This is a genomic window from Thermus thermamylovorans, assembly GCF_004307015.1.
GTDB classification, from domain to species: Bacteria; Deinococcota; Deinococci; order Deinococcales; family Thermaceae; genus Thermus; species Thermus thermamylovorans.
Genome location: NZ_SIJL01000029.1, coordinates 1 through 11053, shown reverse-complemented (window position 1 = coordinate 11053; position 11053 = coordinate 1). Strand labels below are relative to the sequence as shown.

The window sequence follows — 11053 nt, the reverse complement described above, 5'->3', positions numbered from 1 at the left end:
CGCCGCCACCGAGATCACGTAGACCGGACGGTCCTTATCCATGGCCCTTAGCCCCTCCCGCTAAAGCCACCTACCTCCACCATTATACGGACCCTGTAAACCCCAGGCGCAAAGAAGCTTTCCAAGCCGCCTCCACCACCCGGGGGGCCAGGCGCCGGGCCTCCTCGGGGGAAAGGCGGCTGGCGGGGGCGGAGAGGGAGATGGCCCCCACCGCCTTCCCCCCTGGGCCGAAGAGGGGCGCAGCCACGCAGCGCACCCCCAGTTCCCGCTCCTCGTTGTCCAGGGCGTAGCCCCGCTCCCGCACCCCAGCGAGCTCCCGTTCCAGGGCCTCGCGGGAGGTGAGGGTGTAGGGGGTATAGGGGGTGAGGGCAAGCCCCTCCGGCACCCCCCCAAAGGCCAGGAGGACCTTCCCCACCCCGGTGGCGTGCAGAGGGGCGCGGGAGCCGGGCGCGGTGAAGAGGCGGACGAGCCGCTTTCCCTCCACCTGGTCCAGGTAGAGGGCCTCGAGGCCCGCCATCACCGCCAGGTTCACGCTCTCCCCCGTCTCCTGGGCCAGGGCCTCCATCTCGGGCCGGACCGCTTCCAGCAGGCTCTTCCTGGGGTAGGCCTGGCCCACGGCGAAGGCCCGGGGACCTACCCGGTACACCCCCCCCGCCTCCTCCACAAACCCCCGGCGGGCCAGGGCCTGGAGGAGGCGGTAGAGGGTGCTCTTGGAAAGCCCCGTGCGCCAGGCCAGGGGGGCAAGCCCCGCCTCCCCCGCCTCCGCCAGGGCCTCCAGCACCCCAAGCCCCCGCTCCAGGGTCCTGACCCCCCCTGCCCCCTTGGTCCGCGGCCGCGCCATGGCCCCAGGATAGGCGGGAGGGCGGGATTTTTCAATAAGTAAAAAGGTTTTCTAAGCTTGACAAATCCCTCGGCCCCGGGTAGGCTCAGGCCACCATGAAAGGCGTGGCGATCACCAAAGACCACCCCCTCCTCGGCGAGGTGCTCACGGAGGAAGCCCTGCGGTTCGTGGTGGCCCTGCAAAGGGAGTTTGGCCCCGTGCGCAAGGCCCTTCTGGAGCGGAGGAAGGCCCTGTGGGAAAGGTACAAGGCGGGGGAGAAGCCGGACTTCCTGGCGGAAACCGCCTTCGTGCGGGGCGGGGACTGGCAGGTGGCGGAAACCCCCCCCGACCTTTTGGACCGCCGGGTGGAGATCACCGGCCCCGCCGACCGCAAGATGATCATCAACGCCCTGAACTCCGGGGCCAGGGTCTTCATGGCGGACTTCGAGGACGCCCTCTCCCCCACCTGGGAGAACGTCATCGGGGGGCAGAAGAACCTCTACGACGCCGTCCGCCGCCAGATCGACTTCGTAAGCCCCGAGGGGAAGGAGTACAAGCTGAAGGAAAAGGTGGCCACCCTGGTGGTGCGGCCCCGGGGCTGGCACCTGGTGGAGAAGCACCTCCTGGTGGACGGGGAGCCCATCTCCGCAAGCCTCTTCGACTTCGGCCTCTACTTCTTCCACAACGCCCACGAGCTCCTGAGGCGGGGGAGCGGGCCCTACTTCTACCTGCCCAAGCTGGAAAGCCACCTGGAGGCCCGGCTTTGGAACCAGGTCTTCCACTTCGCCCAGGACTACCTGGGCCTCCCCCGGGGGACCATCCGGGCCACGGTCCTCATCGAGACCATCCTGGCGGCCTTTGAGATGGAGGAGATCCTCTACGAGCTCCGCGAGCACGCCGCCGGGCTCAACGCCGGCCGCTGGGACTACATCTTCAGCTGCATCAAGAAGTTCGCCACCACCGCCCCCATCTTCCCCGACCGGGCCCAGGTGACCATGACCGTGCCCTTCATGAAGGCCTACACCGAGCTTCTGGTCCGGTCCTGCCATATTCATGGGGCCCACGCCATCGGCGGCATGGCCGCCTTCATCCCCAGCCGCAAGGACCCCGAGGTGAACGAAAGGGCCCTGGAGCAGGTGCGGGCGGACAAGGAGCGGGAGGCGGGGCAGGGCTTTGACGGCACCTGGGTGGCCCACCCCGACCTGGTGCCCGTGGCCATGGAGGTCTTCGACCGCCACCTGGGGGATAGGCCCCACCAGAAGCAGGTGAAGCGGGAGGACGTGCGGGTGAGGGCGGAAGACCTCCTGGATTTCCAGGTCCCGGGGGGCAAGGTGACGGAGGCGGGCCTCAGGAACAACATCTCCGTGGCCCTCCAGTACCTGAACCAGTGGCTTCTTGGCAACGGGGCCGCCGCCATCTTCAACCTCATGGAGGACGCCGCCACCGCGGAGATCAGCCGGGCCCAGCTCTGGCAGTGGGTGCACCGGGGGGCCACCCTGGAGGACGGGCGCACGGTGACCCCGGAGCTCTACCAAAAGGTGAAGGAAGAGGAGCTCGCCAAGCTGGGGGGGCGGGAGGCGGGCCGCTACCGGGAGGCGGAGGCGATCCTGGACCGGCTGGTCCTCTCCGAGGAGTTCATCGAGTTCCTCACCCTGGTGGCCTACGACTACCTCGACTAGCCCGGCATGCCAAGGGGCGGGCAGGGGCCCGCCCCTTGGCGTAAAGTGGGAGGCAAGGAGGCCGAGATGGGCTTTTTGGAGGAGCTCAAGGCCCTTTTCCCCCCGGGAAGGGTCCTCACCCGGGAGGCGGCGCTTGCCCCTTACGAGTCCGACGCCCTCACCGCCTACCGCAGGCGCCCCCTGGCGGTGGTGCTCCCCGAGCGGAAGAAGGAGGTGGTGGAGGCGGTCAGGCTCTGCCACCGCCACGGCGTCCCCTTCGTGGCCCGGGGAAGCGGCACGAGCCTAAGCGGGGGCTCCCTCCCCGTGGAGGGGGGGATCGTCCTGGCCCTAAACCGCATGAACCGCATCCTGCGCCTGGACCCCAGGGCCAAGATCGCCGTGGTGGAGCCCGGGGTGGTGAACCTGGAGGTTTCCCGGCAGGCGGCCCCTTACGGGCTCTACTACGCCCCCGATCCCTCCAGCCAGCCCATCTCCACCCTGGGCGGGAACGTGGCCTTCAACTCCGGGGGGGCCCACTGCCTGAAGTACGGGATGACGGCAGGCCACGTCCTGGGCCTCGAGGTGGTCACCCCCACGGGGGAGGTGGTGCGCCTGGGCGGGGAAAGCCTGGAGGGGGTGGGCCCCGACCTCGCGGGCTTCTTCGTGGGTACCGAGGGGCTTTTGGGAGTGGCCCTGGAGATCACCCTAAGGCTTCTCCCCAGGCCCGAGGCCTACCACACCCTGCTGGCCGCCTACGGGAGCCTCGAGGCCGCCGGCAACGCCGTGAGCCAGGTGATCCGCAGCGGGCTTCTCCCCGGGGCCATGGAGATCATGGACCGCCTGGCCATCGAGGCCGCCGAGGCCGCGGTGGGGGCCGGCTACCCCCAGGCCGAGGTCCTCCTCATCGTGGAGCTGGAAGGCCCCAAGGAGGAGGTGGAGGAGGAAGCCAAACTCCTGGCCCAGGTGATTGAGGAAAGCGGGGCCCTGGAGGTGCGCATCGCCCAAAGCGAGGCCGAGCGCCAGGCCATCTGGAAGGGGCGCAAGGCCGCCTTCAGCGCCGTGGGAAGGCTTTCCCCCGATTACATCGTCCAGGATGGGGTGGTGCCCCGAAGCCGCCTGGGGGAGGCCCTGAAGGAGATCGGGAGGCTTTCCCAGGAATACGGCCTTAGGGTGGCCAACGTCTTCCACGCCGGGGACGGGAACCTCCACCCCCTGGTCCTCTACGACGGCAAAAAACCTGGGGAGCTGGAGCGGGCCGAGGAGCTGGCGGGGGAAATCCTCAGGCTCTGCGTGCGCTTAGGGGGCTCCCTCACCGGGGAGCACGGCATCGGGGTGGAGAAGAAGGCCTACATGCCGGAGATGTTCGCCCCGGAAGACCTCCTGGCCATGGAACGGGTCAAGGAGGCCCTGGACCCCAGGGGCCTCGCCAACCGGGGTAAGGTCCTGCCGGAGGGGGTGGTGGACCCCCGCCTCGAGGGGGCCCATGGCTGAGGTGCGCCCCACCAGCCCATTGGAGGTGCAGGAGGCGGTGCGCCTCCACCCCCGCCTGCGCCCCAAGGGCGCGGGGACCAAGCCCGCCCTCTCCGCCCCCCGGGAGGGGGAGGTGGTCCTGGACCTCTCGGGCCTCCGGGGCCTCCTCCAGTACGAGCCCGAGGAGTTCGTCTTCACCGCCTACGCGGGCACCCCGGTCAAGGAGGTGGAAGAGGCCCTGAGGGCCCACGGCCAGTACCTCCCCTTCCACCCGCCCCTGGCGGGCCGGGGGGCCACCTTAGGGGGCACGGTGGCCGCGGGGCTTTCCGGTCCCATGCGGGAGCGGTTTGGGGGCCTGAGGGACTTCCTCCTGGGGGTGCGCTTCGTGGATGGGGAAGGAAGGCTGGTGCGGGGCGGGGGCCAGGTGGTGAAAAACGCCGCCGGCTTCCCCTTCCACCGCCTCATGGTGGGCTCCCTGGGAGCCTTCGGGATCATGGTGGAGCTTTCCTTCAAGGTCTTCCCCTACCCCCGGGCCACCCGGACCCTGCGGGTGGCCTTGGGGAACCTGGCCGGGGCCCTGGCCGCCCTGGAACGCCTCCGGGGCCTGCCCCTGGACCTGTTGGCCCTGGACCTCATCCCCCCTGCCACCCTGGAGATCCGCCTGGGGGGGTTTCCGGAAAGCCTGGAAGGGCGCCTAAAGCGCCTCCGGGAACTCCTGGGACGGGAAGGGGAGGCCCTCCTGGAGGACGAGGCCCACTGGGAAGGGGTGCGGGACCTCTCCTTCCTGGAGGGAAGCCCTATCTGGGTCAAGGTGCCGAGCACCCCAGCCCGCATCCCCGCCCTGGAAGGCCTCCCCCTGGGGCCCCGGCGTTACCTGAGCGGGGGGGAGCTCCTCTACGCCGGGGTGGACCCCGAGGGCCTGCGGGCCCTGCGGGGAGCGGGCCTGCCCCACCTGGTCCTCAAGGGGGCCGAGGAGGCGCTCTTCCCCCCTCCGCCTCCGGCCTTTTTCGGGAAGGTGAAGGCGGCCCTGGACCCCAGGGGCCGCCTCCCCTTAGGGTGAGGCCATGCAGCACCGTATCCCCGTGGAAAAGCTGGGCAAGGAAGGGGAGGTGATGGCCCACGCCATCGAAACCTGCGTCCACTGCGGCTTCTGCCTCCCCACCTGCCCCACCTACTTGGTCCTGCAGGAGGAGATGGACTCCCCCCGGGGGCGCATCTTCCTCATGAAGGAGGTGCTGGAGGAAAACCTCCCCCTGGAGGAGGCCCTCCCCTACCTGGACCGCTGCCTGGCCTGCCAGGCCTGCGTCACCGCCTGCCCGAGCGGCGTCCCCTACGGGGAGCTCATCGCCGCCTTCCGCCTGCACACCGAAGGGAAGCGCCACCGCTACCCCCTGGAACAGGTCTACCGCCAGTCCCTCCTCCGTGTCCTCCCCTACCCTGAGCGCTTCCGGCCCCTGGCCGAGCTGGGAAGCCGGCTAAAACCCCTCCTCAAGCCCCTACCCCTGCCCAAGGCCCTTAAGGCTCCCACCGCCCTGCTCCCGGACCGCCTACCGGGCAGGGAATCCTACCAGAAGGTCTACCCCGCCAAGGGCCAAAGGCGGGCCAGGGTGGGGATCCTCCTGGGGTGCGCCCAGCAGGTCCTCCGCCCCACCATCAACCGGGCCACCCTCCGCGTGCTCCAGGAAAACGGGGTGGAGGTGGTGGCCGCCAAGGAACAGGTCTGCTGCGGGGCCCTGAACCTGCACGCGGGGGACAGGGAGGGGGCGAAGCGCCTCGCCCGGCAGAACCTCAAGGCCTTCCGGGACGTGGACTTCGTGGTCACCAACGCCGCCGGTTGCGGCTCGGGGATGAAGGAATACCCTCTTCTCTTCCTGGGGGAACCCGAGGAGGAGGAGGCCAGGGCCCTGGCCGCCAGGGTGAAGGACCTCACGGTGATCCTGGACGAGCTGGGCTTCCTGCCGCCCCCACCCCCCAAGCGCGCCTTGCGGGTAGCCTACCACGACGCCTGCCACCTGGCCCACGCCCAGGGGGTGCGGGAGGCCCCCAGGCGCTTCCTGAAGGCGGCGGGGGTGGAGGTGCTGGAGCCCAGGGAGTGGGAGATCTGCTGCGGTAGCGCCGGCACCTACAACCTCTTCCAGCCCGAGATCGCCGAGGTTTTGGGCCGGAGAAAGGCGGAAAACCTTCAGGCCACCCAGCCCGACTTGGTGGTCACGGGCAACATCGGCTGCCTCACCCAGATCCAAGCCTACCTGGACCGGAATATCCCCGTGCTGCACACCGCGGAGCTCCTGGAGTTGCTCTACGAAGGAAGGGACGCCGTGGTTTGACGTAATGAAAAGTATGCATCTATGCTGAAACCATGCCCCTCACCATCCGCAACCGGGAAGTGGAGCGTCTGGCCAGCGAGGTGGCCCGCCTGACGGGGGAAACCAAGACCGAGGCGGTGCGCAAGGCCTTGGAGCTCCGCCTGGCCGAGCTGACCCGTAAGCGGCGCCCCGATCGGGTGCTTCGCTTTCTGGAGGAGGAGGTGTGGCCTCGAATCCCTCCTGAGCTTTTGGGAAAGGGGGTCAGCAAGGAGGAGATGGACGAGCTCTGGGAGGGCTAGATGGTGGTGGATTTCTCCGTCCTCCGGGCCACCCTCTTCCAAGAGGAGGGGCACGAGGCCTTGCTCCAGGCCATCCAGGGGGCTCCCAGAGCCGCCCTGGGCGCGCCCACCTTGGTGGAAACCGCGGTGGTCTTTGGCCGCCGGGTAGGCTTTGAGCAGACCCATCTGGTGGAGAGGCTTTTGGAGGAGCTGGGCCTCGAGGTCCTGCCCCTTACCAAGGAGCCCTACCGGGAAGCGGTGTGGGCCCACGCCCGCTACGGCAAGGGCCGCCACCCCGCCGGGCTCAACCTGGGGGACTGCCTGAGCTACGCCGTGACGCGGGTCGAGGGGGAACCCCTGCGCTACAAAGGGGAGGACTTCCGCAAAACCGACCTGGGGCAGGGATGAAGGAGCTTTTGGAGGCCGCCTTCCTCGAGGCTTTGCGGGCCGCCCACCCCTACCGCCTCACGCAAAGGGCCCTCCCTCCCTGGAAGCCGGACCTGGTCCTGGCGGTGGGCAAGGGGGCGGCCTCCATGCTGCAGGCCGCCTTGGACCGCTACGGGGAGGTGCCCTACCACCTCACCCTGCCCAAGGGCCAAGACGCCCTGGGCCTGAGGGCGGTCTTCGCCAGCCATCCCCTGCCCGATGGGGAAAGCCTAAGGGCGGCCCAGGAGATCCTGGAACTCCTCCAGGGGCTTTCCCCCAAGGCCCGGGTCCTGGCCCTGGTCTCGGGCGGGGGAAGCGCCCTTTGGTGCCTGCCCCTGGGGATCTCCCTGGAGGAAAAGCAAGCCCTCACCCAAGGCCTCCTCCAAAGCGGGGCCAGCATCGGGGAGGTGAACGCCGTGCGCAAGCACCTCTCCCGGATCAAGGGGGGAAAGCTCCTCCTGGCCACCAGGGCCCGGGTCCACGCCCTCCTCCTCTCCGACGTGCCGGGGGACGACCCCAGCGTCATCGCCTCCGGACCCTTCCACCCCGACCCCACCACCTACGCCGACGCCCTGGCCATCCTGGACCGCTACCGGCTGGGCCTCGAGGGGGCCCTGCGGGTGCTGGAGCGGGGGGCTAAGGGGGAGCTCCCGGAAACCCTCAAGCCTGGCCACCCCGCCCTAAGGCGGCTTTCCTGGCGGATGGCCGGGCGTAACCTGGACCTCCTGAAGGCCGCCCAGGGGTTTTTGCGGAAGGAGGGGCACCGGGGAGTCATCCTCTCCGACCGCTTCGGCGGCGAGGCCCGGGCCCTGGCCCGCTTCCACGCGGAACTGGCGGAAACCATCCGCGCCCACGGGGTGCCCTTCCGAAAACCCCTTTTCCTCCTCTCTGGCGGCGAGGCCCAGGTGCGGGTGGAGGGAAGGGGCCTTGGGGGAAGGAACCTGGAGTTCCTCCTGGCCCTCTACGCCCACCTGAAGGCCCCCCTCTACGCCCTGGCCGCGGACTCCGACGGGCTGGACGGGCCTTCAGGGGCGGCGGGGGCCCTCCTCACCCCCGGGGTCTGGGCCCTGGGGCTGGACCCCAGGCCCTTCCTGGCGGAGAACAACAGCCTGGACTTTTTCCAGAAGGCGGGCACCCTCCTGAAGACTGGCCCCACCGGCACCAACCTCAACGACTTCCGCCTCCTCTTTGTAGACTGAAGGGGTGGAGTACCCGGAGCTGGCCCCGGTCCTCGAGGCCATCCTCAAAGCCGTCCCGGCGCGGAAGATCATCCTCTTCGGCAGCCGGGCCCGGGGGGAGGCCCGCCCGGAAAGCGACTACGACCTTCTCGTGGTGGTGCCTCGGGAAGTGGACAAGCGCTCGGCGGCGCGATCCCTTTACCTCGCCCTAGCCAAGGTACGCAAGGGTTTTGCCGTGGACCTGGTGGTGGCCCATCCAGAGGACCTGGAAAGGTACAAGGATGCCTGGATGACCATCTATCCCCAAGCCCTAAGGGAGGGGAGAACCCTTTATGCCGCTTGAACCCACGGACCCCTGGTCCTGGCTACGCCTTGCCCAAAGCGATCTGGCCTACGCCATCCAAACACCCAAAGAGGCCCTTTTCGAGCCCTCCGCCTTCCTGGCGGAGCAGGCGGCGGAGAAAGCCCTAAAGGCTCTCCTCGTGGACAAGGGCGTTCCCTTCCCCAAAACCCATAATCTGGACTACCTCCTGGAACTTCTGGAGAGCACAGGCCTCCCTATTCCCGAGGCCATAAAGGAGGCCACCCTCCTCATGGAGTACACCCTCAGGGGCCGCTACCCCGCGGGGCTTCCCGAGCTCACCCGGGAGGAATGGGAAGAGGCCCTAGCGCTGGCCAGGCGGGTGGTGGCTTGGGTGGAAGCCCTCCTGTCCCAAGGCCATGGCTAGCCTCTACGTCCACGTCCCCTTCTGCCCCACCTTATGCCCCTACTGCAACTTCCACGTGGTGCGCCGGGCCCCAGGCTGGGTGGAAGCCTACCTGAAGCGCCTGAGGGAAGAAGCCCAAGGGCTTTACCTAAGCCATCCTGAGCCCCTGGCCACCCTCTACCTGGGCGGCGGCACCCCCAGCTTTCTGCGGGACCGGGAGCTTTTGGCCCTCTTCCAGGCCCTCCCCTGGAGGCTGGAACGGGGGGCGGAGGTGACCCTCGAGGCCAACCCTGGCACCCTGAACCGGGAAAGGCTTGCCCTTCTCAAGGACCTCGGCGTCAACCGCCTCTCCTTGGGGGTCCAAAGCTTCCAAGAGGGCGTACTCAAGTTTCTGGGCCGGGCCCATGGGCGCAAGGGAGCCCTGAAGGCGGTGGAGTTGGCCTTAGAGGGGGGCTTCCGGGTTTCCCTAGACCTCATCCTGGGCCTGCCTATGCAGGACGTGGAACAGGACCTGGCCGAGGCCGCCGCCTTGGGGGTGGGGCACGTGTCCGCCTACACCCTGCAGGTGGAACGGGGCACCCCCTTCGCCCTTATGGGCCTGAAGGAGGACCCCGAGCGGGAGGCCTGGGCCATGGAGCGGGCGGAGGAAGTCCTGGGAGAAGCCGGTCTTCTGCGCTACGAGGTCTCCAACTTCGCCAGGCCCGGGGAAGAGGCCAGGCACAACCAGGTCTACTGGCAAAACGGCTTCTGGCTGGCCCTGGGCCCTGGGGCCACGGGCCAGTACCCGGGCGGGGGTTCGGCCTACGCCTTCCGGCGCACCCACCCCCCCCTCCCCCGCTGGCTTTCCGGAGAGCCCCCCTCGGAAGAAGCTATCTCCCCCCTAGAGCACGCCAAGGAGAGCCTCATGCTGGGGCTGCGCCTGCGGGAAGGGCTGGACGTGGGCGAGGTGGAAAGGCGCGCGGGCCTTTCCCTCTGGCCCCTCCTGGAAGGCTCCGCCAGGGGCTTGGCCCAGGAAGGCTACCTGGAGGTGGCAGGCCACCGCCTGAAGCCCACCCGCAAGGCCTTCCCCTTGCTCCACGGGGTGGTGCTGAAGCTTTGGGAGGCCCTGGAACCCCTGGAAACCCAGGGTAAGCTTTGACCTGGACAAGGAGAAGCCATGGACCGGACCGCTTTGGCGCAAAAGGTGCTCAAAGCCCAGCCCTTCAGCCAGCACCTGGGGATGGAGCTCCTCTCGGCTGGGGAAGAAGAGGTGGAACTTGCCCTCCCGGTGCGCCCCGAGTTTTACCAGCACCTGGGGGTGGTGCAGGGCGGGGTGATCGCCGCCCTTTTGGACAACGCCCTCACCTTCGCCGGAGGCCTGGTCTTAGGACCTGAGGTGCTTACCGTGGAGTTCAAGCTGAACTTCCTCCGCCCTGCCAAGGGGGAAAGGCTTTTGGCCCGCGGTAAGGTGGTGCAGGCGGGCAAGCGCCTGGCCGTGGTCCAGGGCGAGGTCTACAGCGAGGAACCCGAGCCCAAGCTGGTGGCCTTGGGCCAGGGCACCATCGCCAAGGTTTAGGCGAAGGCCAAGGCCTCGCGGGCCCGGTCGGCCAGGGCGAAGAAGCGCTCCTTCGTGAGGGGGACCTTCCCCGTCACCAGGCCCTTGCCGGGCTCAAAGTGGGCGTGCAGGTGGATGTGGGCCCGGGGAAGGCGGATGCCGATGCGCTTGAGCTTTGCGTGCCGGGGGGAGACGTCCGCCAGGAGGAAGGGTTCCCCCAGGGCATCGGAGAGGGAGGCGGTCATGATGGTGGTGGGCAGGTCGTAGGGACGCTCCATGCGGTAGATGAAGTCGGGGAAGTCCGCCTCCTTTTCAAACCGCACCCCCTTCTCCTGGGCGTACTCCCGCATCCAGCCCAAAAGCTCTACCCAGGCCTGGTAGAGTTCCCGTTCGTGGGACGCCTTCATGGCCTGAGTATAAGGCAAATCCCCGGGACTTCCCCGGGGAAGCTGGTGGGCGCGAGTGGACTTGAACCACCGACCCCTACCGTGTCAAGGTAGTGCTCTGGCCACCTGAGCTACGCGCCCGCGTTCTTGGAGGCGCCGGCCGGATTCGAACCGGCGAATGGAGGTTTTGCAGACCTCTGCCTTACCCCTTGGCTACGGCGCCAAGCCCTAGACCAGGGTAGCACGCCGGGAAAATGGCTGTCAAGAAAGTGTAATTGGCCACCACATTT

The 11053-nt window shown here is 68.5% G+C and carries 13 protein-coding genes and 2 tRNA genes; 11 read left to right on the top strand and 4 right to left on the bottom strand.

The window, feature by feature from the left end; all coding sequences use genetic code 11:
- Nucleotides 1-82 precede the first annotated feature (82 nt).
- A complete protein-coding gene (locus ETP66_RS11495) occupies nucleotides 83-841 on the bottom strand; it encodes an IclR family transcriptional regulator (protein WP_130842733.1) in 759 nt (252 codons plus the stop codon).
- A 95-nt stretch (nucleotides 842-936) separates the two neighbouring features.
- Between ETP66_RS11495 and aceB the strand changes: the two genes are divergently transcribed.
- The 11 genes from aceB to ETP66_RS11440 all read left to right on the top strand — a co-directional run bounded on the left by aceB (nucleotide 937) and on the right by ETP66_RS11440 (nucleotide 10398).
- Nucleotides 937-2499, top strand: coding sequence for a malate synthase A (gene aceB / locus ETP66_RS11490; protein ID WP_130842732.1), 1563 nt, complete (start codon nucleotides 937-939; stop codon nucleotides 2497-2499).
- A gap of 66 nt (nucleotides 2500-2565) precedes the next feature.
- Complete coding sequence (locus ETP66_RS11485; protein WP_130842731.1) at nucleotides 2566-3969, top strand: FAD-linked oxidase C-terminal domain-containing protein; 1404 nt, start codon at nucleotides 2566-2568, stop codon at nucleotides 3967-3969.
- Nucleotides 3962-5008, top strand: a complete 1047-nt coding sequence (locus ETP66_RS11480; RefSeq protein ID WP_130842730.1) for an FAD-binding protein — start codon at nucleotides 3962-3964, stop codon at nucleotides 5006-5008. Before ETP66_RS11485 ends, ETP66_RS11480 begins: the two co-directional genes overlap by 8 nt.
- Nucleotides 5009-5012: 4 nt before the next feature.
- Nucleotides 5013-6275 (top strand): glycolate oxidase subunit GlcF, encoded by a 1263-nt coding sequence (gene glcF / locus ETP66_RS11475; RefSeq protein ID WP_130842729.1) that lies wholly within the window; start codon nucleotides 5013-5015, stop codon nucleotides 6273-6275.
- A 32-nt stretch (nucleotides 6276-6307) separates the two neighbouring features.
- Nucleotides 6308-6553 carry a type II toxin-antitoxin system VapB family antitoxin gene (locus ETP66_RS11470; protein ID WP_130842728.1) on the top strand — a complete coding sequence of 82 codons (246 nt, stop codon included), beginning with the start codon at nucleotides 6308-6310 and terminating at the stop codon, nucleotides 6551-6553.
- Nucleotides 6554-6940: a type II toxin-antitoxin system VapC family toxin gene (locus ETP66_RS11465; RefSeq protein WP_130842727.1), complete on the top strand. Its 387-nt coding sequence runs from the start codon at nucleotides 6554-6556 to the stop codon at nucleotides 6938-6940.
- The gene (locus ETP66_RS11460) at nucleotides 6937-8157 is read left to right on the top strand and encodes a glycerate kinase type-2 family protein (protein WP_130842726.1); all 1221 of its coding nucleotides are present in this window, start codon (nucleotides 6937-6939) and stop codon (nucleotides 8155-8157) included. The genes ETP66_RS11465 and ETP66_RS11460 overlap by 4 nt, the downstream gene beginning before the upstream one ends.
- A 4-nt stretch (nucleotides 8158-8161) precedes the next feature.
- The gene (locus tag ETP66_RS11455) at nucleotides 8162-8479 is read left to right on the top strand and encodes a nucleotidyltransferase domain-containing protein (protein WP_130842725.1); all 318 of its coding nucleotides are present in this window, start codon (nucleotides 8162-8164) and stop codon (nucleotides 8477-8479) included.
- On the top strand, nucleotides 8469-8864 hold the full coding sequence (locus ETP66_RS11450) for a HEPN domain-containing protein (RefSeq protein WP_130842724.1): 396 nt from the start codon (nucleotides 8469-8471) through the stop codon (nucleotides 8862-8864). Before ETP66_RS11455 ends, ETP66_RS11450 begins: the two co-directional genes overlap by 11 nt.
- Nucleotides 8857-9981 (top strand): radical SAM family heme chaperone HemW, encoded by a 1125-nt coding sequence (gene hemW, locus ETP66_RS11445; protein WP_130842723.1) that lies wholly within the window; start codon nucleotides 8857-8859, stop codon nucleotides 9979-9981. The genes ETP66_RS11450 and hemW overlap by 8 nt, the downstream gene beginning before the upstream one ends.
- 18 nt (nucleotides 9982-9999) lie before the next feature.
- Nucleotides 10000-10398, top strand: a complete 399-nt coding sequence (locus tag ETP66_RS11440) for a PaaI family thioesterase (protein WP_130842722.1) — start codon at nucleotides 10000-10002, stop codon at nucleotides 10396-10398.
- Here ETP66_RS11440 and ETP66_RS11435 read toward each other — a convergent pair.
- The 3 genes from ETP66_RS11435 to ETP66_RS11425 form a co-directional block, all read right to left on the bottom strand.
- Entirely contained in the window at nucleotides 10395-10784 is a 390-nt protein-coding gene (locus tag ETP66_RS11435; RefSeq protein ID WP_130842721.1) for an NADH-quinone oxidoreductase subunit 15, read from the bottom strand. The genes ETP66_RS11440 and ETP66_RS11435 overlap by 4 nt on opposite strands.
- A gap of 43 nt (nucleotides 10785-10827) precedes the next feature.
- Nucleotides 10828-10904, bottom strand: a tRNA-Val gene (locus ETP66_RS11430).
- Between the two features lie 7 nt (nucleotides 10905-10911).
- Nucleotides 10912-10986, bottom strand: a tRNA-Cys gene (locus ETP66_RS11425).
- Nucleotides 10987-11053: the final 67 nt, after the last annotated feature.